The 21,391-nt window shown below is 60.7% G+C and carries 24 protein-coding genes; 19 read left to right on the forward strand and 5 right to left on the reverse strand.

Annotation, left to right across the window (positions count from 1 at the left end):
* Nucleotides 1-35: 35 nt before the first annotated feature.
* The 5 genes from rplU to FW796_RS28125 all read left to right on the forward strand — a co-directional run bounded on the left by rplU (nucleotide 36) and on the right by FW796_RS28125 (nucleotide 3,842).
* On the forward strand, nucleotides 36-347 hold the full coding sequence (rplU, locus tag FW796_RS28105; protein WP_007924746.1) for a 50S ribosomal protein L21: 312 nt from the start codon (nucleotides 36-38) through the stop codon (nucleotides 345-347).
* Between the two features lie 35 nt (nucleotides 348-382).
* Complete coding sequence (gene rpmA / locus FW796_RS28110) at nucleotides 383-640, forward strand: 50S ribosomal protein L27 (RefSeq protein WP_003228360.1); 258 nt, start codon at nucleotides 383-385, stop codon at nucleotides 638-640.
* Between the two features lie 194 nt (nucleotides 641-834).
* Entirely contained in the window at nucleotides 835-2,058 is a 1,224-nt protein-coding gene (gene cgtA, locus FW796_RS28115; protein ID WP_123724470.1) for an Obg family GTPase CgtA, read from the forward strand.
* A gap of 184 nt (nucleotides 2,059-2,242) precedes the next feature.
* On the forward strand, nucleotides 2,243-3,361 hold the full coding sequence (gene proB, locus FW796_RS28120) for a glutamate 5-kinase (RefSeq protein WP_446440430.1): 1,119 nt from the start codon (nucleotides 2,243-2,245) through the stop codon (nucleotides 3,359-3,361).
* A gap of 19 nt (nucleotides 3,362-3,380) precedes the next feature.
* The gene (locus FW796_RS28125) at nucleotides 3,381-3,842 is read left to right on the forward strand and encodes a CreA family protein (protein ID WP_346635988.1); all 462 of its coding nucleotides are present in this window, start codon (nucleotides 3,381-3,383) and stop codon (nucleotides 3,840-3,842) included.
* 112 nt (nucleotides 3,843-3,954) lie between these two features.
* On the opposite strand, the gene rpsT is transcribed toward FW796_RS28125, so the two are convergent.
* Nucleotides 3,955-4,233 (reverse strand): 30S ribosomal protein S20, encoded by a 279-nt coding sequence (rpsT, locus tag FW796_RS28130; protein WP_016967023.1) that lies wholly within the window; start codon nucleotides 4,231-4,233, stop codon nucleotides 3,955-3,957.
* A 251-nt stretch (nucleotides 4,234-4,484) separates the two neighbouring features.
* On the opposite strand from rpsT, the gene murJ reads away from it, so the two are divergent.
* From murJ to ispH, 6 genes are all read left to right on the forward strand, one after another.
* Nucleotides 4,485-6,023: a murein biosynthesis integral membrane protein MurJ gene (murJ, locus tag FW796_RS28135; RefSeq protein ID WP_346635989.1), complete on the forward strand. Its 1,539-nt coding sequence runs from the start codon at nucleotides 4,485-4,487 to the stop codon at nucleotides 6,021-6,023.
* Nucleotides 6,024-6,151: 128 nt separating this feature from the next.
* Nucleotides 6,152-7,096 (forward strand): bifunctional riboflavin kinase/FAD synthetase, encoded by a 945-nt coding sequence (gene ribF / locus FW796_RS28140; protein ID WP_346635990.1) that lies wholly within the window; start codon nucleotides 6,152-6,154, stop codon nucleotides 7,094-7,096.
* A 13-nt stretch (nucleotides 7,097-7,109) separates the two neighbouring features.
* A complete protein-coding gene (gene ileS, locus FW796_RS28145) occupies nucleotides 7,110-9,941 on the forward strand; it encodes an isoleucine--tRNA ligase (RefSeq protein ID WP_346635991.1) in 2,832 nt (943 codons plus the stop codon).
* Nucleotides 9,934-10,446, forward strand: a complete 513-nt coding sequence (gene lspA / locus FW796_RS28150; RefSeq protein ID WP_123724474.1) for a signal peptidase II — start codon at nucleotides 9,934-9,936, stop codon at nucleotides 10,444-10,446. Before ileS ends, lspA begins: the two co-directional genes overlap by 8 nt.
* Complete coding sequence (gene fkpB / locus FW796_RS28155) at nucleotides 10,439-10,891, forward strand: FKBP-type peptidyl-prolyl cis-trans isomerase (RefSeq protein WP_446440431.1); 453 nt, start codon at nucleotides 10,439-10,441, stop codon at nucleotides 10,889-10,891. Before lspA ends, fkpB begins: the two co-directional genes overlap by 8 nt.
* 103 nt (nucleotides 10,892-10,994) lie before the next feature.
* Nucleotides 10,995-11,942 (forward strand): 4-hydroxy-3-methylbut-2-enyl diphosphate reductase, encoded by a 948-nt coding sequence (gene ispH / locus FW796_RS28160; protein ID WP_102865452.1) that lies wholly within the window; start codon nucleotides 10,995-10,997, stop codon nucleotides 11,940-11,942.
* Here the strand turns inward: ispH and FW796_RS28165 are convergent, their stop codons facing one another.
* Nucleotides 11,943-12,467 (reverse strand): GspH/FimT family protein, encoded by a 525-nt coding sequence (locus FW796_RS28165; RefSeq protein ID WP_346635992.1) that lies wholly within the window; start codon nucleotides 12,465-12,467, stop codon nucleotides 11,943-11,945. It lies immediately after the preceding gene.
* Between the two features lie 398 nt (nucleotides 12,468-12,865).
* Between FW796_RS28165 and pilV the strand changes: the two genes are divergently transcribed.
* From pilV to thiO, 6 genes are all read left to right on the forward strand, one after another.
* Complete coding sequence (pilV, locus tag FW796_RS28170) at nucleotides 12,866-13,309, forward strand: type IV pilus modification protein PilV (protein WP_446440432.1); 444 nt, start codon at nucleotides 12,866-12,868, stop codon at nucleotides 13,307-13,309.
* Nucleotides 13,306-14,016, forward strand: a complete 711-nt coding sequence (locus FW796_RS28175) for a PilW family protein (protein WP_346635994.1) — start codon at nucleotides 13,306-13,308, stop codon at nucleotides 14,014-14,016. The genes pilV and FW796_RS28175 overlap by 4 nt, the downstream gene beginning before the upstream one ends.
* A 41-nt stretch (nucleotides 14,017-14,057) precedes the next feature.
* Nucleotides 14,058-14,498 carry a pilus assembly PilX family protein gene (locus tag FW796_RS28180; RefSeq protein WP_346635995.1) on the forward strand — a complete coding sequence of 147 codons (441 nt, stop codon included), beginning with the start codon at nucleotides 14,058-14,060 and terminating at the stop codon, nucleotides 14,496-14,498.
* A 232-nt stretch (nucleotides 14,499-14,730) separates the two neighbouring features.
* Nucleotides 14,731-15,003, forward strand: coding sequence for a hypothetical protein (locus tag FW796_RS28185; protein WP_430962753.1), 273 nt, complete (start codon nucleotides 14,731-14,733; stop codon nucleotides 15,001-15,003).
* A gap of 15 nt (nucleotides 15,004-15,018) precedes the next feature.
* Nucleotides 15,019-15,420 carry a type IV pilin protein gene (locus FW796_RS28190; protein ID WP_346635996.1) on the forward strand — a complete coding sequence of 134 codons (402 nt, stop codon included), beginning with the start codon at nucleotides 15,019-15,021 and terminating at the stop codon, nucleotides 15,418-15,420.
* Nucleotides 15,421-15,476: 56 nt separating this feature from the next.
* A complete protein-coding gene (gene thiO, locus FW796_RS28195; RefSeq protein ID WP_404937697.1) occupies nucleotides 15,477-16,577 on the forward strand; it encodes a glycine oxidase ThiO in 1,101 nt (366 codons plus the stop codon).
* On the opposite strand, the gene FW796_RS28200 is transcribed toward thiO, so the two are convergent.
* The 3 genes from FW796_RS28200 to FW796_RS28210 form a co-directional block, all read right to left on the reverse strand.
* Nucleotides 16,574-17,902 (reverse strand): sigma-54-dependent transcriptional regulator, encoded by a 1,329-nt coding sequence (locus FW796_RS28200; RefSeq protein ID WP_346635998.1) that lies wholly within the window; start codon nucleotides 17,900-17,902, stop codon nucleotides 16,574-16,576. The two genes, thiO and FW796_RS28200, sit on opposite strands and share 4 nt — an antisense overlap.
* A 149-nt stretch (nucleotides 17,903-18,051) precedes the next feature.
* Nucleotides 18,052-18,285 (reverse strand): PP0621 family protein, encoded by a 234-nt coding sequence (locus FW796_RS28205; RefSeq protein WP_346635999.1) that lies wholly within the window; start codon nucleotides 18,283-18,285, stop codon nucleotides 18,052-18,054.
* A 126-nt stretch (nucleotides 18,286-18,411) separates the two neighbouring features.
* Entirely contained in the window at nucleotides 18,412-19,434 is a 1,023-nt protein-coding gene (locus FW796_RS28210; protein WP_346636000.1) for an outer membrane protein assembly factor BamD, read from the reverse strand.
* 150 nt (nucleotides 19,435-19,584) lie between these two features.
* On the opposite strand from FW796_RS28210, the gene rluD reads away from it, so the two are divergent.
* Nucleotides 19,585-20,547, forward strand: a complete 963-nt coding sequence (rluD, locus tag FW796_RS28215; RefSeq protein WP_446440433.1) for a 23S rRNA pseudouridine(1911/1915/1917) synthase RluD — start codon at nucleotides 19,585-19,587, stop codon at nucleotides 20,545-20,547.
* Entirely contained in the window at nucleotides 20,544-21,269 is a 726-nt protein-coding gene (pgeF, locus tag FW796_RS28220) for a peptidoglycan editing factor PgeF (RefSeq protein ID WP_446440434.1), read from the forward strand. Before rluD ends, pgeF begins: the two co-directional genes overlap by 4 nt.
* Nucleotides 21,270-21,391: the final 122 nt, after the last annotated feature.

Below are 21,391 nucleotides of genomic sequence, written 5' to 3' on the forward strand. Positions count from 1 at the left end.
AAGAGCTGGGTGAGCAGGATTATCGGAGAAATACCATGTACGCAGTAATCGTTACCGGCGGTAAGCAATACAAGGTCGCTGAAGGTGAATACCTGAAGATCGAAAAACTGGAAATCGCCACTGGCGAATCCGTGACTTTTGACCGCGTTCTGTTGGTTGCCAATGGCGACGACGTGAACATCGGTGCACCTGTTGTTGCTGGCGCAACCGTCAAGGCTGAAGTGATCTCCCAAGGTCGTCACGATAAAGTCCGCATCATCAAGTTCCGTCGCCGTAAGCACCACATGAAGCGTATGGGCCACCGCCAGTGGTTCACCGAGATCAAAATCACCGGTATTCAGGCTTAATTTCAGCCTAATTCCTCACTAGGAGAATTGAACTCATGGCACACAAAAAAGCTGGTGGTAGTACTCGTAACGGTCGCGACTCAGAAGCCAAACGCCTTGGCGTGAAGATGTATGGCGGCCAGGTCATCAAGGCCGGCAACATCATCGTGCGTCAGCGCGGCACCCAATTCCACGCTGGCTACGGCGTTGGCATGGGTAAAGATCACACCCTGTTCGCGAAAATCGAAGGCGTGATCAAGTTTGAAGTAAAAGGCGCCTTCGGTCGTCGTTACGTGAGCGTCGTCGCAGCTTAATTGCGCGATCGCTGGAAAAGCCCTGTCTCGCGACGGGGCTTTTTCGTTTGTGGGATGAGTCTCTTGCAAAACTGTTTGTACGAGCTGCCAGCGTTGGATGTTTCGGTCGTTGATTGAGGTCGCTGCGCTCATTTTTGCAAGAGTCTTATGTCTTGGTTTCTTCAGCTCGCCCGTGCGGCGAGAGGCGTTTGATCATGAAGTTTGTTGATGAAGTTTCGATTCGAGTAAAAGCTGGCGACGGCGGCAATGGCTGCATGAGTTTCCGTCGGGAAAAATTCATCGAGAACGGTGGCCCCAACGGCGGTGATGGTGGTGACGGTGGCTCGATCTACATGGTTGCCGACGAAAACCTCAACACCCTGGTGGACTACCGTTATACCCGGCACTTCGATGCCGAGCGCGGCTCCAACGGTGGCAGCACCGACTGCACCGGCAAGAAGGGTGAGGATCTGGAGCTGCGAGTTCCGGTTGGTACCACCATCATTGATGCCGGTACTCAGGAAGTCATCGGCGACCTGACCAAGGCTGGTCAGCGTCTGATGGTGGTGCAGGGTGGCTGGCACGGCCTGGGTAACACCCGGTTCAAGTCCAGTACCAACCGTGCGCCACGACAGACCACGCCGGGCAAACCGGGTGAGCAGCGTGATCTCAAGCTGGAATTGAAGGTGTTGGCGGACGTCGGTCTGCTGGGTTTACCGAATGCCGGTAAAAGTACCTTCATTCGCTCGGTTTCCGCCGCCAAGCCGAAAGTGGCCGACTACCCGTTCACCACGCTGGTGCCAAACCTGGGCGTGGTCAGTGTCGACCGCTGGAAGAGTTTCGTGATCGCCGATATTCCTGGTCTGATCGAAGGGGCTTCCGATGGTGCTGGCCTGGGGATTCGCTTCCTCAAGCACTTGGCGCGTACACGCATCCTGCTGCACCTGGTGGACATGGCGCCGCTGGATGAAAGCAGTCCGGCGGATGCGGCTGAAGTGATTGTCAATGAATTGGTCAAGTTCAGTCCGTCTCTGGCTGAGCGTGAGCGCTGGCTGGTGCTGAACAAGAGCGACCAGATCCTTGAGGAGGAGCACGAGGAGCGCGTCAAGGAGATCGTTGATCGCCTGGAGTGGACTGGCCCGGTGTATGTGATTTCCGCCATCTCCAAGGATGGTACCGAGCGTCTGAGTCGCGACATCATGCGTTATCTGGAAGATCGTGCTGATCGCCTGGCAGCTGACCCGGCCTACGCCGATGAGTTGGCTGAGCTGGATCAGCGCATCGAAGATGAGGCGCGTGCCCAGTTGCAAGCGCTGGATGATCAGCGTGCCCTGCGCCGCAGCGGCGTCAAGAGTGTCCACGACATCGGCGACGATGATTGGGATGAAGAAGATGTGGATGACGAGGACGGCCCGGAAATCATCTACGTCCGCGACTGATCCTGTGGGTGCGGGCTCGCCCGCGAACACGGTTTATCTGGGCGGGCGCGGTGTTATCATCGCTGCCAGCCAGCTCCCAAGGCGCCGCTCATTCGAGCGGCGTTTTGGTATCTGCAAGGCTTAAATACGAATAACCCCATGAGTGGCGCTCGGTCGCGCCGCTCGCTGGCAAAGGTTGAATAAGATGCGGAGCAAGGTGACGGGTGCGCAGCGCTGGGTCGTTAAGATCGGCAGTGCACTGCTGACGGCGGACGGCAAAGGGCTGGATCGCGCGGCAATGGGCGTGTGGGTCGAGCAGATGGTGGCCTTGCATGAGGCCGGTGTCGAATTGGTACTGGTCTCTTCGGGCGCCGTGGCGGCCGGAATGAGTCGCCTTGGCTGGACCGCACGACCGAGTGCGATGCATGAGCTGCAGGCGGCTGCGGCTATCGGCCAGATGGGTCTGGTGCAGGCCTGGGAGTCGAGCTTTGCCGAGCATGGTCGGCATACGGCGCAAATTCTCCTGACCCATGACGACCTGTCGGACCGTAAGCGTTACCTCAATGCTCGCAGTACCCTGCGGGCGCTGGTGGAGCTCAAGGTGATTCCGGTGATCAATGAAAATGACACCGTGGTGACCGATGAAATCCGCTTCGGCGATAACGACACCCTGGCGGCGCTGGTGGCCAATCTAGTGGAGGCTGACCTGCTGGTAATCCTCACGGATCGCGATGGTATGTTCGATGCTGATCCGCGCAACAATCCCGGTGCGCGGCTGATTTACGAGGCGCGGGCCGATGATCCGGCGCTGGACGCCGTGGCTGGTGGTACCGGTGGGGCGTTGGGGCGTGGCGGTATGCAAACCAAGCTGCGAGCGGCGCGGCTGGCGGCGCGCTCCGGGGCGCACACCATTATTGTTGGTGGGCGTCTGGAGCGGGTACTGGATCGCCTGAAGGCGGGGGAGCGCATTGGTACCCTGCTGTCGCCGGAGCGTGGCATGTTGGCGGCGCGCAAGCAGTGGCTTGCCGGGCATCTGCAAACCCGCGGTACCCTGGTGCTGGATGAGGGGGCTGTGTCGGCCCTGTCTCAGGGCAACAAGAGTCTGTTGCCGGTGGGGGTCAAGCAGGTCCAGGGTGGTTTCCGTCGCGGCGAAATGGTGGTGTGCGTGGCGCCTGATGGGCGTGAAATTGCCCGTGGCCTGGCCAACTACAGTGCGCTTGAGGCGCAGAAAATCATCGGTCAGCCCTCTGATGCGATTGTCGGTGTCCTGGGTTATATGGCTGAGCCGGAATTGGTTCACCGCGATAACCTGATTCTGGTGTAAGTGACCTAAGGAAAAGCGAATGCGCATAGCAAAAGGATTGTTGGGTCTGCTCTTGGCGATGCCGCTCATGGTGTCGGCCGAGGAAATTGGTCAGGTGTCCACGGTGTTCAAATTTGTCGGGCCGAACGACCGGATCGTGGTCGAGGCTTTCGATGATCCCAAGGTGGATGGTGTGACTTGTTATCTGTCGCGAGCCAAGACGGGTGGTCTCAAGGGTGGGCTGGGCTTGGCGGAGGATCGTGCCGAGGCGTCCATTGCCTGTCGTCAGGTGGGGCCGATCGCGTTCAAGGGTGAGCTCAAGGATGGTGATGAGGTCTTCAAGGAGCGCACCTCGCTAGTGTTCAAGACCATGCAGGTGGTGCGCTTCCTCGATAAGAAGCGCAACACCCTGGTGTATCTGGTTTATAGCGATCGTGTGATCGAGGGTAGTCCGCAGAATGCGGTAACGGCGATCCCGATTCTGCCTTGGCCTCATCAGTGATCTGTTGAGCGCTGGCGAGCCGGCTCCTGTTGGGGGCTGGCTTGTTGTGGTGGGGTAAATTGCAGGCAATAAAAAACCGACCCTTGGGTCGGTTTTTTAACAAGCGTGTCGCTTAGGCTGCAGCAGCAAGGTTCAGAGCCTTGATGTGGCCATTCAGACGACCTTTATGGCGAGCAGCTTTGTTCTTGTGGATGATGCCTTTATCGGCCATACGGTCGATAACTGGCACTGCCAGAACATAAGCAGCTTGCGCTTTAGCAGCGTCTTTGGCGTCGATGGCCTTAACTACGTTCTTGATGTAGGTACGAACCATGGAACGCAGGCTGGCGTTGTGGCTGCGACGCTTCTCAGCCTGTTTTGCACGTTTTTTGGCGGAAGGTGTGTTGGCCACCGTCGAGCTCCTCGAAAGACTTTTTGGGAAATAGCAAACAAAATAGGCCGCGAATCATGCCGATGAGTTGAAGTCTTGTCAAGGGCAGCTGATGCGTTCCGCTGAGTGGTCGATCTGAAGAGGCGGGATATTTATTTCCGGCGCTTGACCTGTAAACTCGCGAGCTTTGGCTCTGTGCTGTTGCGGCGCGGAGTATCGCATAAGTGGGCGTCTTTTCGCCTGCTGTTTATCTACAGGCAAACAACCTTTTCATGAACCTGCTCAAGTCATTGGCCGCGGTCAGCTCTATCACGATGCTTTCCAGGGTACTGGGGTTTGTCCGCGATACCATCATCGCGCGCACGTTCGGCGCCGGGATGGCTACGGATGCCTTCTTCATTGCCTTCAAGTTGCCCAACCTGTTGCGGCGAATCTTTGCCGAGGGGGCCTTTTCCCAAGCCTTCGTGCCGATTCTGGCGGAGTACAAGAGTCAGCAGGGGGAGGAGGCGACTCGAACCTTCATTGCCTATGTCTCGGGCTTACTGACCCTGGTCCTGGCCCTGGTCACTGCCCTGGGCATCATCGCTGCACCCTGGGTGATCTGGGCGACGGCGCCGGGTTTTGTCGACTCCCCGGAAAAATTTGCCCTGACCTCCGATCTGCTCCGGGTGACCTTTCCTTATATATTGCTGATCTCGCTGTCTTCCCTGGCTGGGGCGATTCTCAATACCTGGAACCGCTTCTCGGTGCCGGCGTTCGTGCCGACCCTGCTCAACGTCAGCATGATCATCTTTGCGGTGTTCCTGACGCCTTACTTCGATCCGCCGGTCATGGCCCTGGGCTGGGCGGTGCTGGCCGGTGGCCTGGCGCAGTTGCTCTATCAACTGCCGCATCTGAAGAAGATCGGCATGCTGGTGCTGCCACGCCTGAATTTGCGCGATACCGGCGTCTGGCGGGTGCTGAAGCAAATGTTGCCGGCGATCCTCGGGGTCTCGGTGAGCCAGATTTCGCTGATTATCAACACTATCTTCGCCTCCTTTCTGGTGGCCGGTTCGGTGTCCTGGATGTATTACGCCGACCGCCTGATGGAGTTGCCGTCCGGTGTGCTGGGGGTGGCGCTGGGCACCATTCTGCTGCCGACCCTGGCCAAAACCTACGCTAGCAAGGACCGTCAAGAGTATTCGCGGATTCTCGATTGGGGCCTGCGCCTGTGTTTCATCCTGGTGTTGCCGTGCTCCCTGGCGCTGGGCATCCTCGCCGAGCCGCTGACCGTGTCACTGTTTCAGTACGGTGAATTCAGCGCTTTCGACGCGTCCATGACCCAGCGTGCCCTGGTGGCTTACGCCGTAGGTTTGCTGGGGATCATTGTGATCAAGGTGCTGGCGCCGGGGTTCTATGCGCAGCAGAACATTCGCACGCCGGTGAAGATCGCCATCTTTACGCTGATCGTCACCCAACTGCTCAACCTGGCGTTTATCGGTCCCTTGAAGCATGCGGGCCTGGCTCTGGCCATCAGTGCCGGGGCATGTATCAATGCCGGTCTTCTGTTCTATCAGTTGCGCAAGCAGCAGATGTTCCAGCCGCAACCCGGCTGGGGGGGATTCACCTTGAAGTTGCTGCTGGCGGTAGCCGTCATGTCCGCGGTATTGCTGGGCCTGATGCACTTCATGCCGGCTTGGGACCAGGGCCACATGCTCCAGCGTTTTCTGCGCCTGGGCATGCTAGTGGTGGCTGGGGTGGTGGCGTATTTCGGCATGTTGGCACTGCTGGGCTTCCGTTTGCGCGACTTCAATCGCAAGGCCTTGAACTGACGGCTGTTTAGCTACCAGGGCAGGGCAGGCATCGGTTTTGTCGGTTCAACCACATTGGGTGCGGTGCTGCCTGTCGTCGGCCGCCGGGTGTGGTTATAATCGACCACTTTATGAGCAAGAAGCGCGTTATGCAGCTGGTTCGAGGCCTCCACAATCTGCGCCCCCAGCATCGGGGCTGCGTCGCCACTATTGGCAACTTTGACGGTGTTCACCGTGGTCACCAGGCTATCCTGGGCCGGCTGCGTGAACGTGCGCTCGAGTTGGGCGTGCCCAGCTGCGTGGTGATTTTCGAGCCCCAGCCGCGGGAGTTCTTTGCCCCCGAGACGGCCCCGGCGCGTCTGGCCCGCCTGCGTGACAAGCTGCAGTTGCTGGCTGATGCCGGTGTCGACCGGGTGTTATGCCTGGCCTTCAACCAGCGCCTGAGCAAGCTCAGCGCCAGCGAATTTGTCGAGCGAATCCTGGTAGACGGCCTCGGTGTACAGCACCTGGAAGTGGGTGATGACTTCCGCTTCGGTTGCGACCGGGTCGGCGATTTCGACTTCCTGCAGCAGGCCGGCGCGACCCACGGTTTTACCGTCGAGGCGGCGCAGACCGTCGAACTCGATGGCCTGCGCGTCAGCAGCACCCAGGTTCGCAATGCCCTGGCCGCTGCCGATTTCGATCTGGCCGAGCGTCTGCTGGGCCGTCCGTACCGGATTGCCGGTCGGGTACTGCACGGCCAGAAACTGGCGCGCCAGCTGGGAACGCCCACGGCCAATGTGCAGTTGAAACGCCGTCGCGTGCCGCTTTCCGGGGTGTACCTGGTGAGTGTCGAGATCGACGGCAAGACCTGGCCCGGCGTCGCCAATATCGGCGTGCGGCCCACGGTCGCAGGTGATGGCAAGGCCCACCTGGAAGTCCATCTTTTAGATTTTGCCGGCGATCTGTATGACCGGCGTTTGACGGTGGTTTTCCACCACAAGCTGCGTGAAGAGCAGCGTTTCGCCTCCCTGGAGGCGTTGAAGACGGCGATCAATGCGGATGTTGCCGCCGCCCGTGCCCAAGTGGCACGTATCCATAGCGCCAATCGCTAATGAAGAGCCTTAAATGACCGACTATAAAGCCACGTTAAACCTTCCGGACACCGCCTTCCCAATGAAGGCCGGCCTGCCTCAGCGCGAACCACAGATTCTGCAGCGTTGGGACAGCATTGGCCTGTACGGAAAGTTGCGCGAGATTGGCAAGGATCGTCCGAAATTCGTCCTGCACGACGGCCCTCCTTATGCCAACGGCACGATTCACATCGGTCATGCGCTGAACAAAATTCTCAAGGACATGATCCTGCGCTCGAAAACCCTGTCGGGTTTCGACGCGCCTTATGTTCCGGGCTGGGACTGCCACGGGCTGCCGATCGAGCACAAAGTCGAAGTGACCTACGGCAAGAACCTGGGCGCGGATAAAACCCGCGAACTGTGCCGTGCCTACGCCACCGAACAGATCGAGGGGCAGAAGTCCGAATTCATCCGTCTGGGCGTTTTGGGCGAGTGGGACAACCCCTACAAGACCATGAACTTCAAGAACGAGGCCGGTGAAATCCGCGCCTTGGCCGAAATCGTCAAGGGCGGTTTCGTGTTCAAGGGCCTCAAGCCTGTGAACTGGTGCTTCGACTGCGGTTCGGCCTTGGCCGAAGCGGAAGTCGAGTACGAAGACAAGAAGTCCTCGACCATCGACGTGGCCTTCCCGGTCGCTGACGACGTAAAGCTGGCTGAGGCCTTTGGTCTGGCAAGCCTGCCCAAGCCGGCCGCCATCGTCATCTGGACCACCACCCCATGGACCATCCCGGCCAACCAGGCGCTGAACGTGCACCCGGAATTCACCTACGCCCTGGTGGACGTCGGCGATCGCCTGCTGTTGCTGGCCGAGGAGATGGTCGAGGCGTGCCTGGCTCGCTACGAACTGCAAGGTTCGGTGATCGCCACCACTACCGGTACCGCGCTGGAACTGATCAACTTCCGTCACCCGTTCTATGACCGTCTGTCGCCGGTGTACCTGGCTGACTACGTGGAGCTGGGTTCGGGCACCGGCATTGTTCACTGCTCGCCCGCCTACGGCGTGGATGACTTTGTCATCTGCAAGAAGTACGGCATGGTGAATGACGACATCATCAACCCGGTGCAGAGCAATGGTGTTTACGCGCCTTCGCTGGAGTTCTTCGGCGGCCAGTTCATCTTCAAGGCCGACCCGTCGATCATCGAGAAGCTGCGCGAAGTCGGTGCACTGGTGCAATCCGACACTATCAAGCACAGCTACATGCACTGCTGGCGTCACAAGAGTCCGTTGATCTACCGTGCCACCGCGCAGTGGTTCATCGGCATGGACAAAGAGCCAGTCAGCGGAGACACCCTGCGTGCGCGCTCGCTCAAAGCGATCGAAGACACCAAGTTCGTCCCGGCCTGGGGGCAGGCGCGCCTGCATTCGATGATCGCCAACCGTCCGGACTGGTGCATTTCCCGCCAGCGCAATTGGGGCGTGCCGATCCCGTTCTTCCTGAACAAGGAAAGCGGCGAGCTGCACCCACGCACTGTCGAGCTGATGGAAGAAGTGGCTCAGCGTGTTGAGCAGGAAGGCATCGAAGCCTGGTTCAAGCTGGATGCCGCCGAGCTGCTGGGCGACGAAGCGCCGCTGTACGACAAGATCAGCGACACCCTCGACGTGTGGTTCGATTCCGGCACCACTCACTGGCACGTGCTGCGCGGATCGCACCCGATGGGCCACGTGAACGGCCCACGTGCCGACCTGTACCTGGAAGGCTCTGACCAACACCGCGGCTGGTTCCACTCTTCGCTGCTGACCGGTTGTGCCATCGACAACCACGCGCCGTACCGCGAACTGCTGACCCACGGTTTCACCGTCGACGAGACGGGCCGCAAGATGTCCAAGTCGCTGAAGAACGTGATCGAGCCGAAAAAGATCAACGACACCTTGGGCGCCGACATCATGCGTCTGTGGGTAGCTTCGACCGATTACTCGGGCGAAATCGCCGTGTCGGACCAGATCCTGGCCCGTAGCGCCGACGCCTACCGCCGTATCCGCAATACCGCACGCTTCCTGCTGTCGAACCTGACCGGCTTCAACCCGGCCACTGACATCCTGCCGGCCGAGGACATGCTTGCTCTGGACCGTTGGGCCGTGGACCGTACCCTGTTGCTGCAGCGCGAGTTGCAGGAGCACTACGGCGAATACCGCTTCTGGAACGTGTACTCGAAGATCCACAACTTCTGCGTGCAGGAGTTGGGTGGTTTCTATCTCGACATCATCAAGGACCGCCAGTACACCACCGGCGCCAACAGCAAGGCACGTCGTTCGGCGCAGACCGCGCTGTATCACATCTCTGAAGCGCTGGTGCGCTGGATCGCTCCGATCCTGGCCTTCACCGCCGACGAGCTGTGGGAATACCTGCCGGGCGAGCGCAACGAGTCTGTGATGCTCAACACCTGGTACGAAGGCCTGACCGAACTGCCGGCCGACTTCGAGCTGGGCCGCGAGTATTGGGAAGGCGTGATGGCGGTCAAGGTAGCGGTGAACAAGGAGCTGGAAGTTCAGCGTGCGGCCAAGGCCGTCGGTGGCAACCTGCAAGCCGAAGTCACCCTGTTTGCCGAGGATGGTCTGACCGCCGACTTGGCCAAACTGAGCAACGAGCTGCGTTTCGTACTGATCACCTCGACCGCCAGCCTGGCACCGTTTGCCCAGGCACCAGCAGACGCCGTGGCTACCGAAGTACCAGGCCTCAAGCTCAAAGTCGTCAAGTCGGCCTTCCCTAAGTGCGCCCGTTGCTGGCACTGCCGTGAAGACGTCGGCGTGAACCCTGAGCACCCGGAAATCTGCGGTCGTTGTGTGGATAACATCAGCGGTTCGGGCGAGGTTCGTCACTATGCCTAACGCCGCAGGCCGTTTTGGCCGTTTGGGCTGGCTGTGGTTGAGCGTGCTGGTCCTGGTCATTGACCAGGTCAGCAAGCTGCACTTCGAAAGTTCGCTGACCATGTACCAGCAGATCGTGGTGATCCCTGAGTACTTCAGCTGGACCCTGGCCTATAACACCGGTGCAGCCTTCAGCTTCCTTGCGGACAGCTCCGGCTGGCAGCGCTGGCTGTTCGCCCTGATCGCGATCGTGGTCAGCGCGGTGCTGGTGGTCTGGCTCAAGCGCCTGGGGCGTAACGAAACCTGGCTGGCCATCGCCCTGGCCCTGGTGCTGGGCGGTGCCCTGGGCAACCTGTATGACCGCATTGCCCTGGGCCATGTGATCGATTTCATCCTGGTGCACTGGCAGAACCGCTGGTACTTCCCGGCATTCAACTTCGCCGACAGTGCTATCACTGTTGGTGCAGTGATGCTGGCCCTGGATATGTTCAAGAGCAAGAAAACCGGAGAAGCCGTTCATGACTGAACAGGTATTGACTGAGCAACGCATCGGTCAGAACACGGAAGTCACTTTGCACTTCGCATTGCGCCTGGAGAACGGCGATACCGTAGACAGCACTTTCGACAAGGCCCCGGCGACCTTCAAGGTCGGCGATGGCAACCTGCTCCCTGGTTTCGAGGCGGCGCTGTTCGGCTTCAAGACCGGTGACAAGCGCAACCTGACGATTGAGCCGGAAAACGCCTTTGGCCAGCCCAACCCGCAGAACGTGCAGGTCATCCCGCGTTCGCAGTTCCAGGACATGGAGTTGTCGGAAGGTTTGCTGGTGATCTTCAATGACGCGGCGAACACTGAGTTGCCGGGTGTGGTCAAAGCCTTCGATGATGCTCAAGTCACCGTCGACTTCAACCACCCGCTGGCCGGCAAGACCTTGACCTTCGACGTGGAAATCATCGACGTCAAAGCGCTTTAACCGTATCGCTGGCATGCCGTGCCCTATTCTGTAGGAGCCGGCTTGCTGGCGATCGGCTGTCTACAACGATCTAACTTCTTGCGCGCAAGACACGAGGCACAGCATGCAAATCAAACTCGCCAACCCCCGTGGCTTCTGCGCCGGTGTGGACCGGGCGATTGAAATCGTCAATCGCGCCCTGGAAGTCTTCGGGCCGCCGATCTACGTCCGGCATGAAGTGGTGCACAACAAATTTGTCGTGGAGGATCTGCGCAATCGTGGCGCGATCTTCGTCGAAGAGCTGGAGCAGGTGCCGGACGACGTCATCGTCATCTTCAGCGCCCACGGTGTCTCCCAGGCGGTGCGCAGCGAAGCCGCCGGCCGCGGTCTCAAGGTGTTCGATGCCACTTGCCCTTTGGTAACCAAGGTGCATATCGAGGTGGCGCGCTACAGCCGCGACGGTCGTGAGTGCATCCTCATCGGACACGCCGGCCACCCTGAAGTCGAAGGCACCATGGGACAGTACGACGCCAGCAACGGCGGCGCCATCTACCTGGTGGAAGACGAAAAGGATGTAGCCGAGCTGCAGGTGCAGAACCCCGAGCGCCTGGCGTTCGTGACCCAGACCACCTTGTCCATGGACGACACCAGCCGGGTGATCGATGCCCTGCGCACGCGTTTCCCGGCCATCGGCGGGCCGCGCAAGGACGATATCTGCTACGCCACGCAAAACCGTCAGGATGCGGTCAAGCAACTGGCCGACGAGTGCGATGTCGTGCTGGTGGTGGGCAGTCCCAACAGTTCGAACTCCAACCGCCTGCGCGAGCTGGCCGAGCGCATGGCCACTCCCGCCTACCTGATCGACGGTGCCGAGGACCTGCAGCGCAGCTGGTTCGATGGTGTCGAACGCATCGGTATCACTGCGGGGGCTTCGGCGCCGGAAGTCCTGGTGCGTGGGGTGATCCAGCAGTTGCAGGCCTGGGGCGCCACGGGTGCCGACGAGTTGGCCGGTCGCGAAGAGAACATCACCTTCTCCATGCCCAAAGAGCTGCGGGTTCGTTCCCTGCTCTGATCAGCCCACTCCCGCGCAAAGGGCCTGCTCAGCGGTTTCGCTGCGCAGGCTGACCCGCCCGCTGCGCGACAGCACCACTTGATGGCGACTGTGTTCCTGGTCGGCCTGGCAGATATGCAAGGTGCCGGCCTGGAAAGCGCCACTCGGTAGCAACGGATTGCCCTGGGCACTGAAACGCACGAAGTGCTGTACCGGACGGTTGCCCACAATCAGCACTTGCCCACCGCTCTGGCGTTCGATCAGCAGCGGATTCTTCGGGTCCTCCAAACCCTTGCCACTGACATCCAGAATGACGCGCCAGCCCTGGCTCCAGTCGTCGTTCAGGCTGTGTATCAGCGCGGTGCGCTGATACAGGATGGCCGCCGCCCGTGCATTGCGCAGGCCGCTGGCGAGTACCTGCGCCGCGTCCTGCTGTCGATTGGTACGCAATAGTTCACTGAGCGCAGCCGTGGACAGCGGCAGCAAAAGTGCCAGCAAGGCCAGCGCGGTCAGCAGTTCAATCAGGCTGAAGCCCTTTTCATGCATGGTGTCTCCTCCCTGGAGATGAGGCTTTCACGCTATCCGTGCGTAGGCGCTGAGCACATGATCAAAGCGCCTTTCTGGGATGGATCGAGTCGCAGCCCGTTATAGCCGATGCCTGTTCCAGGGCGGGTGGTGTATTTGCGTACAAAGGGTTTCAAGCCGTTGAAGCTGCTCGGCGCCTGGGCCGTTGCGGCTGTGTCTCAAGGGCGTGGGTTGTCGGCAAGGGGGCAGGGGGCAATGTATTGCGGGTTGTTCCGCGAGGCAGCCTGGGGCTGACTCTGGCACTAACCTTTGAAGTCGAGGGCATTGGCTTCCATCGTTTCTGCGGGCTCACACGAGCCCCCTTCATCGGCGATCGGTGGTTGCTTCCATGGACCGAGGGGCGTGACGGAGATTGAAAGATGAGGGAGCGGCATGCACAGGATGGCATGACCCTGATCGAGGTGCTGGTGGCGCTGTTGATTCTCGCGGTGGGGTTGCTGGGGGCCGCTGCGGTCCAGATCAAGGCCCTGCAGTACACCGACAGTTCACGGATGAGCACCCAGGCCAGCTTTATCGCCTACGACATGCTTGACCGGATCCGTGCCAATGCGCTGGCCGACTATGGTGTTGTCACGCCCACCGTGGGCAGCCCGGGCAATGTGCGGGATCAGGACCTGCATGATTTTACCGGCAACGTGGCGAACTTCGGTGGCCCGAGCGCCAAGGGCAGTATCGGTGTCAACCATCAGGTCTACACCATCCGCATCACGTGGGACGATTCCCGGGCCGAGGGTCATCCGGAGAGTGAGCGCAGTCTGGTGCTCAGCAGCCGTGTGGCCGTGGATTCGGGAGGTGTTCGATGAGGTCGGGCAGCCATGGCTTTGGCCTGGTGGAGATAATGCTGGCGCTGGCTTTGAGCCTGGTACTGGTGCTGGGTGTGGCTCAGGTATTTATCGCGGCAAAGGCTACTTACCTTAGCCAGAACGCCTCGGCCTACCTGCAGGAGGATGCGCGTTTTGTTCTGAGCAAGATGCTCCAGGAAATTCGCATGACGGGACTTTTCGGTTGCCTGCGCACCGTCAGTGATCGCAGTACGGCAAAGGAGTTTTCCCGCTACGCAGCCACCCCGATTCAGTGGAGCAATGTCGAGCGCAAGCTGACCTTGGTCACCGCCGACATCGGTGATGATGGTGGGGCGCCGACCTGGAGCCTGGTCACCGACTGTCGGCGCAGCGCCGTGGTCTATTCGGGGGCTCATCAAGGGGGTAGCGGGCAACAGGTCCTGGCCTTGCGTCGGCTTTTCTATAGCTTCCAGGACCATCAACTAATGCTGGGCAGCGGCTTGGGCAGGCAGCAGGCGGTGCTGTTGGATAATGTCGAGGCCTTCGATGTTAGTTTCGGCATGGCCCGTACCGCAACGGATAATGCCGCCTCCAGCTACAGCCGCAACCCGGTAGATCCAGCACGTATCCGCAGCGTGCGGCTGCAACTGATCTTGGCTGATCCCCAGAAGCGTGTGCGTCCACAGCGCTTTACGCTAGTGGCGGCCTTGCGTAACAGGTTGCCCTGATGCCTGGCGTCAATGGAGCAGGGCGCTCCAGGGAGAGAGGCATGGCGCTGTTGGTGAGCCTGGTGTTCTTGCTGCTGCTGACCATGATCGGCCTGTCATCGCTGCAGAACGCCATCCTCCAGGAAAAGATGAGCGCCAGCCTGACCTTGAACAACCGCGCATTCCAGGCTGCAGAAACCGCCTTGCGCCTGGGGGAAAACGCAGTGCGCATGGATGACTATCGTTTGCCGGTATGCGCCGGTCCTTCTCAATGTGTCCCTCCCGCTGAGTCTGCAGCGGTCAGCAGCGCAGGCTTCAACAGTGTTTCCGCCGTGACCTGGATCGCCACCGGAGAGGGTTTCTATGGGGTACAGAACCTGGGTGCTTCTGCGGATGCGGTCAACTTGCCGATCAATACCGCCGCCACCTTGTATCGAGTGACTGCAGTGGGTTTGGCCGGTCATTCGCGCAGCGTGTTGGAGAGCATTTATGCCAAGTATTGAACCCGGCTCGAAAGGTCGTCGGCTTTTGCTCGCCGTTGCCGCTACGTTGCTGGGCAGTTTGTGGCAGGGGGCACCTGCTCAGGCTTGCTGCCCCGCCGATAGCCCGCTCCCAGGCGCGGTTGCAGTGGCGCCTGAAGTCGTAACCAGCATTCCTTATGTTCGGCAGTTAACTGCGCCCGTAGCACGCAGACCGGTCTGGCCTTGTGCAGCAGTAGGTAGTACCGGCCAGCCCATGGGTGTGATTCCGTGGCGGTTGGAGCATGTTCGTGACACTAGGCGGGTGGCCTGCACGCCCCTGAAGTTCAAGGCCAGTGGCCCCGACTCAAACACTGGCGGCGGGAAATTGATCGAGCTGCAAGCGTTCAGCGGTAAGATGCTCGACGCTGCGGTTGCGGATACCCATGGCACCCGCAAGAGCATCCGCGATTCCAGTGCTGGCATCAGCGCTCGGGTGGAAAAAACCGGCGGTGGCAGCCGGCGCATCCTGTGGCGACAAATTCAGTAAGCGAGATTCTTGACCATGCGCAGATTCAACCAAGGGCTCACCCTGATCGAAATCATGATCGTGATTGCGATCATCGGTCTGGTCCTTACCTTGAGCCTTCCCAGCATCACCGAATACACGAAGAAGCCCCATCGCAGTGAAATTGCCGTGCTGCTCACCGAGCAGGCGCAGCAGCTTGAGCGCCACTTCTCCAAGACCGGTGCTTACAGCAACGCCCCGGATCTGAGTGCCGGTAATGATTACTACAGCATCACTCCGACTCTGAGCGACAGCGGGTTCTCGCTGACCGCGACGCCAAAAGCCGATGGAGTGATGGCGGGTGACAAATGCGGCAACTTCAGCATCGATCAGACAGGTGCCACCAGCATCAGCGGTCAGGCCGACGGTCTGGCGGCGAAGGATTGCTGGGGACGCTGAGTCCCTGTATCGGGGAGCTGCGGCGCCCACTGTCTTTCTCATGATTGGATCGGATTATGGCTAAGCAACAGCAAGTGCTGGTGGTGGGCGGCGGAGTGATCGGCCTGCTCACTGCTTTCAATCTGGCATCCCAGGGTCAGCAGGTGCGGCTTGTAGAGCGTTCGGACCTGGGACGCGAGTCGTCGTGGGCCGGCGGAGGCATCGTCTCGCCGCTGTACCCTTGGCGCTACAGCCCGGCAGTCACGGCGCTGGCTCATTGGTCCCAGGACTTTTATCCACAGCTGGCGGAGCAATTGCTGGGGGCCACCGGGGTCGACCCCGAGGTGCATACCACCGGGCTCTACTGGCTGGACCTGGACGATGAGGCTCAGGCCTTGCAATGGGCGCAGCGTGAGGGGCGGCCACTGAGTGCTGTGGATATCTCGGCGGTACATGATGGGGTGCCGGTGCTGGGCAGCGGCTACCAGCGGGCGATCTACATGGCCGATGTGGCCAATGTGCGTAATCCGCGGCTGGTCAAATCCCTCAAGGCCGCTTTGCAGGCTTTGCCCAACGTGCACATCGACGAGCAGTGCAGCGTCAGCGGCTTTATTTGTGAAGGCCGGCAGGTGGTAGGCGTGCACAGTTCGCTGGGTGAGATTCGCGCCGATCAGGTGGTGCTCTGCGCGGGGGCCTGGAGTGGGGAGTTGCTGGGCAGTCTGGGGCTTGTACTGCCGGTGGAGCCGGTCAAAGGGCAGATGATCCTGTACAAATGCGCTGCCGACTTCCTGTCCAGCATGGTCCTGGCCAAGGGCCGTTATGCGATTCCCCGGCGTGACGGACACATCCTGGTGGGCAGTACCCTGGAGCACGAAGGGTTCGACAAGACGCCGACTGCATCCGCTCTGGAAAGTCTCAAGGCTTCTGCTGTCGAGCTGATTCCAGCACTGGCGGACGCTGAGGTAGTGGGGCATTGGGCCGGGCTGCGTCCGGGGTCACCAGAGGGCATTCCCTACATCGGGCCAGTTCCAGGATTTGCCGGTTTGTGGCTCAACTGCGGGCATTACCGTAACGGCTTGGTGCTGGCGCCCGCTTCCTGCCAACTCTTCTGCAACCTGCTGCTGGGACAGGCACCGATTATTGATCCGGCACCCTATGCGCCCGAAGGTCGAATTTAATCCAGGCCGAGCTTTTTCATGCGGTAACGCATCGAACGCAGGGACAGACTCAGGCGTCGGGCCGCCGCTGTACGGTTCCAGCGATTTTCCTCCAGGGCCTGGAGCAGCAGATGGCGCTCCACCTGTTGCAGGTGCAGCGCGAGGTCCAGGTTGGGGAGGCGCGAGGGAGAAGGGGGGGCCTGGTTTTCACTGACAGGCAGATGCAGGTCGGCCAGTTCAATCCACGGGCCCTCGCAAAGGGTCTGGGCCCGTTCCAGTAGGTTCTCCAGTTCACGTACGTTGCCGGGAAAGTCGTAGCGCTCCAGGGCTTGCAGTGCTTGCCGGTGTAGTTGGGTGGCAGGCTTGTCGCTGGCGTCGGCCAGGCGTTGCAGAATGTGCCGCGCCAGTATCCCGATATCGTCCGGGCGCTCGCGCAGGGCGGGGACTCGCAGTTCGATGACATTCAGGCGGTAGTAGAGATCCTGGCGAAAGCGGCCGGACTCTACCTCGCACTTCAGGTCCTTGTGAGTGGCGCAGAGAATCCGCACATCGACGGCTCTTTCCTCCTGGCTGCCTAGCGGGCGCACGGACTTTTCCTGTAGCGCACGCAGGAGCTTCACCTGCATGGCTAGAGGCAGGTCGGCGACCTCGTCGAGGAACAGGGTGCCCCCCTGAGCGGCCTGGAACAGGCCGGGCTGATCAGTCAGGGCGCCGCTGAAGCTGCCTTTGCGGTGACCGAAAAACTCACTCTCCATCAATTCGCCAGGAATGGCCCCACAGTTGACCGGAATGAAGGGCTCCCTGGCCCTGGGGCCCAACTGGTGGATCAGGCGTGCCACTCGCTCTTTGCCACTGCCGGATTCGCCGCTGATGTAGACCGCCGCCAGGCTGGGGGCCAACTTGTCGATGTGTCGGCGCAGGTTGTCCATGGGCAGTGAGTCCCCCAACAACTGATGCTCGGGTAGGTTTTTTGTGGCAGTGGACAGCCGTTTCAGCCTGCTGCTTATCCATTCTCGGAGGCGCACGGGGTGAAGAGGCTTGTGCAACAGGTCGCAAGCCCCGGCTTCCAGGGCTCTGGCCTGCATGCCAGGGGCATCGCTTAAAAGCGCGACCGGCAGTTGAGGGTGGCATTGGCGAATATGCAGCAGCAGATCCAGTCCGCTGCCATCCGGCAGATGCAGGTCGGTCAGGCACAGGTCGAAGTGCTCTCGGGCCAGGTGAGCCCGGGCTTCCTGCAAGGTGCGGGCACTTTGGGTGTGCAGGCGCATGCGGCCGAGGGTGATTTCCACCAGGGCGCGGACTTCCGTGGCCTCATCGACCACCAGCACCCTGTGCATTGGGCTCATGGCGGCTGCCGTTTTCATTGGTGAGTCAACAGCGGGCAATAGCGCCCGTGTTGGGGGGCGAGAGTTCAGTCTAGGCCGCCAGGATGGGCGGCGCAGGGGGCTGGGGGCGGGTTATTTTGTCGCCAATTGTGCGGGCGATCAGGTAGGACTCAGCGTTGCTGGTTGTCCGGGCCCTGCTCCAGATGCGCCTGGCTGCAGTACCACTGTTGCGACAGGCTCAGCGCCCGGTCCTGAGGCAGATGTACGCCGCAGTGGGCGCAGCGCACCATTGGCGTGCTGGCCGGCTCGTGGGGTGTGCGGGGAGTTGCAGCGGGGCGCTTGAATTTGCGCCAGAACCATACCGCAGCGGCAATCAGAGCGATCCAGAACAGTAGACGAACCATGGTGACCAGCTTTATGGGAAAAAGAGCGAGCAGTTTATCCAAGCGCCCGGCGGGCGCACAGGCCCATAAAGCTGCGGGCATGAAAAAGGGAGACTTAAAGTCTCCCTTTTTTTACTGCGGCACTGTTCAGTCGAACACGCCGAAGGTCATGTAGCTGAACCAGGAGCGGTCACTGTTGTTGCCAGTAGCCTCGTGCTCTTCTTCCTCGACCACGTCGCCATTGCTGTCTTTAGGCTTGAGCTCCGACGGGATCGCGTCCTTGGCATCCTGGTACTGCTTCATCACGTCCTGGTTGGCGCGGGTTTCTCCCGGCGGCAGCGGTGGACGGGACTCGATCAGGCCCAGGGTGGCTTTGCTCAGCCAGGAGCGGTTGTCGGCTTCGGCCACTCGTGGCACGAACTGACCGTCAACCAGACTTGGGTGGTTCGGGTAGTTGAGCTTCAGGGTTTCCAGGCTGGTGGCAGCCAGTTCGTCCAGATGCAGGCGCTGATAGGCCTCGGTCATCACCGCCAGGCCGTCACCCACGGAAGGGGTTTCCTGGAAGTTTTCCACCACATAGCGGCCACGGTTGGCGGCGGCGACATAGGCCTGACGGGTCAGGTAATAGTCGGCCACGTGGATTTCGTAGGCAGCCAGCAGGTTGCGCAGGTAAATCATGCGCTGCTTGGCGTCCGGGGCGTAGCGGCTGTTGGGGAAGCGGCTGGTGAGTTGGGCGAACTCGTTGTAGGAGTCGCGGGCGGCACCCGGGTCACGCTTGGTCATGTCCAGTGGCAGGAAGCGCGCCAGCAGGCCTACGTCCTGGTCGAAGGAGGTCAGGCCCTTGAGGTAGTAGGCGTAGTCCACGTTCGGGTGCTGGGGGTGCAGGCGAATGAAGCGCTCGGCGGCGGATTTCGCGGCCTCGGGCTCGGCATTCTTGTAGTTGGCGTAGATCAGCTCGAGCTGTGCCTGATCGGCGTAGCGACCAAAGGGATAGCGCGATTCCAGGGCCTTGAGCTTGGCGGTGGCGCTGGTAAAGCTGTGGTTGTCCAGGTCGGTCTGCGCCTGCTGGTACAACTCGACTTCGCTCAGGTTTTCGTCAACGACTTCCTTCGATGAGCAAGCAGCGGTCAGTGCGAGGATGGCGATCAGCAGCAGGTGTTTCACTTGCATGGCGGCTTGCGTCCCTATGACGGCCGCTGTCTTGGGCGGGGCCGTCCTGTTATGATGAGCGCCCCGTTGAAAGCCTCGGGGCAAAAGACGCCGTATTTAACCACAAGCGCGCAGCCGAAACCAAAGGCTGTGCCGACGCCCAGTCCGAGCATGTCCGATAAAATTGAACTTCGCGCAGAGGTGCCGTCCGAACTGGGCGGTCAACGCCTCGATCAAGTCGCCGCCCAACTATTCGCTGAGCATTCGCGCTCGCGCCTTTCCGCCTGGATCAAAGACGGCCGCCTGACTGTGGACGGAGCGGTGATCCGCCCTCGGGACATCGTGCACGGCGGTGCCGTTCTCGAACTGACCGCCGAGCAGGAGGCCCAGGGTGAGTGGATCGCCCAGGACATCGAGCTGGACATCGTCTATGAAGACGATGACATCCTGGTGATCAACAAGCCTGCGGGCCTGGTGGTGCACCCGGCTGCCGGCCATGCCGATGGCACCCTGCTCAATGCCCTGCTGCATCACATCCCCGACATTATCAATGTGCCGCGGGCGGGTATCGTCCACCGTCTGGACAAGGACACCACCGGTCTGATGGTGGTGGCCAAGACCATTCAAGCGCAGACCCAGTTGGTGGCTCAGTTGCAGAGCCGCAGCGTCAGCCGCATCTATGAATGCATCGTGATTGGTGTAGTGACTGCGGGGGGCAAGATCAATGCGCCCATCGGTCGCCACGGCCAGCAGCGCCAGCGCATGGCGGTGATGGAGGGTGGCAAGCAGGCTGTCAGCCACTACCGCGTGCTGGAACGCTTCCGTTCCCATACCCACGTGCGGGTCAAGTTGGAAACCGGTCGCACCCACCAGATCCGGGTGCACATGGCGCACATCAATTTCCCGTTGGTGGGCGATCCGGCTTACGGCGGTCGCTTCCGCATTCCGCCGGCGGCCAGCCAGACCATGGTCGAGTCGCTGAAAAACTTCCCGCGCCAGGCCCTGCATGCGCGTTTCCTGGAGTTGGAGCATCCGACCACCGGTCAACGCATGAGCTGGGAGTCGCCGTTGCCGGATGACTTCGTCTGGCTGTTGTCGCTGCTCAAGCAGGACCGTGAGGCGTTCATCGGATGAGTGATTGGCTGATTCCTGACTGGCCCGCGCCGGCCGGGGTCAAAGCCTGTGTTACCACCCGCGATGGCGGCGTCAGCCTGGCGCCGTTCGACAGCCTCAATCTGGGCGACCACGTTGAGGATCAGCCTCAAGCGGTGGCCGAGAATCGCCGGCGCCTGACCGAGCACTTCGATATAGCCCCGGCCTGGTTGCAGCAGGTGCATGGGGTCGCTGTGGCCCACGCCGATCCTGGCGTAGTGGTCTGCGCCGATGCCAGCTGGTCTGCCACGCCCGGCGTTGCCTGTACGGTGATGACCGCCGACTGCCTGCCTGCGTTGTTCTGCAACCGTGCCGGAACCCGGGTCGCGGCAGCCCATGCCGGCTGGCGCGGGCTGGCAGCCGGCGTGCTGGAAGCCACTCTCGACAGCTTGGATGTACCGCCCGCTGAGGTACTGGTATGGCTGGGACCCGCCATAGGCGCACAGAGCTTTGAGGTCGGGGCGGAAGTGCGTGAAGCGTTCGTTGCCCAATTGGCGGCAGCGGAGCAAGCCTTTGTCCCTAGTGTCAATGCCGGGCGCTTCATGGCCGATATCTATCAGTTGGCGCGCCTGCGTCTGGCGGCCCGAGGTGTGACGGCGGTCTATGGCGGTGGCTACTGTACGGTGACCGACCCACGCTTCTTCTCTTATCGACGCAGCCCGCGTACTGGGCGTTTCGCCTCCCTTATCTGGCTTGAGCGCTAGACTAATCTGACTTGCGTCAAGCAGCTGACGCTTGAATCTCCCAGAATCGACCGCATCTAGAGAATCATCTGGCAGGTTTCTCTATTTAGGTGTGTCCATCGCTCCGGCCTGCTCAAAAGGAA

The organism is Pseudomonas sp. 910_21, from assembly GCF_052850735.1.

What these genes read in the sequence shown, in the direction of transcription:
- rplU (WP_007924746.1), top strand. Translation starts at nt 36, where the DNA reads ATGTACGCAGTAATCGTTACCGGCGGTAAGCAATACAAGGTCGCTGAA.
- lspA (WP_123724474.1), top strand. Translation starts at nt 9,934, where the DNA reads ATGCCTAACGCCGCAGGCCGTTTTGGCCGTTTGGGCTGGCTGTGGTTG.
- fkpB (WP_446440431.1), top strand. Translation starts at nt 10,439, where the DNA reads ATGACTGAACAGGTATTGACTGAGCAACGCATCGGTCAGAACACGGAA.
- FW796_RS28165 (WP_346635992.1), bottom strand. Translation starts at nt 12,467, where the DNA reads ATGCATGAAAAGGGCTTCAGCCTGATTGAACTGCTGACCGCGCTGGCC.
- FW796_RS28180 (WP_346635995.1), top strand. Translation starts at nt 14,058, where the DNA reads ATGGCGCTGTTGGTGAGCCTGGTGTTCTTGCTGCTGCTGACCATGATC.
- FW796_RS28200 (WP_346635998.1), bottom strand. Translation starts at nt 17,902, where the DNA reads ATGAGCCCAATGCACAGGGTGCTGGTGGTCGATGAGGCCACGGAAGTC.
- FW796_RS28185 (WP_430962753.1), top strand. Translation starts at nt 14,731, where the DNA reads ATGGGTGTGATTCCGTGGCGGTTGGAGCATGTTCGTGACACTAGGCGG.
- rpmA (WP_003228360.1), top strand. Translation starts at nt 383, where the DNA reads ATGGCACACAAAAAAGCTGGTGGTAGTACTCGTAACGGTCGCGACTCA.
- pilV (WP_446440432.1), top strand. Translation starts at nt 12,866, where the DNA reads ATGAGGGAGCGGCATGCACAGGATGGCATGACCCTGATCGAGGTGCTG.
- rluD (WP_446440433.1), top strand. Translation starts at nt 19,585, where the DNA reads ATGTCCGATAAAATTGAACTTCGCGCAGAGGTGCCGTCCGAACTGGGC.
- murJ (WP_346635989.1), top strand. Translation starts at nt 4,485, where the DNA reads ATGAACCTGCTCAAGTCATTGGCCGCGGTCAGCTCTATCACGATGCTT.
- ileS (WP_346635991.1), top strand. Translation starts at nt 7,110, where the DNA reads ATGACCGACTATAAAGCCACGTTAAACCTTCCGGACACCGCCTTCCCA.
- pgeF (WP_446440434.1), top strand. Translation starts at nt 20,544, where the DNA reads ATGAGTGATTGGCTGATTCCTGACTGGCCCGCGCCGGCCGGGGTCAAA.
- FW796_RS28205 (WP_346635999.1), bottom strand. Translation starts at nt 18,285, where the DNA reads ATGGTTCGTCTACTGTTCTGGATCGCTCTGATTGCCGCTGCGGTATGG.
- FW796_RS28210 (WP_346636000.1), bottom strand. Translation starts at nt 19,434, where the DNA reads ATGCAAGTGAAACACCTGCTGCTGATCGCCATCCTCGCACTGACCGCT.
- cgtA (WP_123724470.1), top strand. Translation starts at nt 835, where the DNA reads ATGAAGTTTGTTGATGAAGTTTCGATTCGAGTAAAAGCTGGCGACGGC.
- FW796_RS28175 (WP_346635994.1), top strand. Translation starts at nt 13,306, where the DNA reads ATGAGGTCGGGCAGCCATGGCTTTGGCCTGGTGGAGATAATGCTGGCG.
- thiO (WP_404937697.1), top strand. Translation starts at nt 15,477, where the DNA reads ATGGCTAAGCAACAGCAAGTGCTGGTGGTGGGCGGCGGAGTGATCGGC.
- FW796_RS28125 (WP_346635988.1), top strand. Translation starts at nt 3,381, where the DNA reads ATGCGCATAGCAAAAGGATTGTTGGGTCTGCTCTTGGCGATGCCGCTC.
- proB (WP_446440430.1), top strand. Translation starts at nt 2,243, where the DNA reads ATGCGGAGCAAGGTGACGGGTGCGCAGCGCTGGGTCGTTAAGATCGGC.
- ispH (WP_102865452.1), top strand. Translation starts at nt 10,995, where the DNA reads ATGCAAATCAAACTCGCCAACCCCCGTGGCTTCTGCGCCGGTGTGGAC.
- FW796_RS28190 (WP_346635996.1), top strand. Translation starts at nt 15,019, where the DNA reads ATGCGCAGATTCAACCAAGGGCTCACCCTGATCGAAATCATGATCGTG.
- ribF (WP_346635990.1), top strand. Translation starts at nt 6,152, where the DNA reads ATGCAGCTGGTTCGAGGCCTCCACAATCTGCGCCCCCAGCATCGGGGC.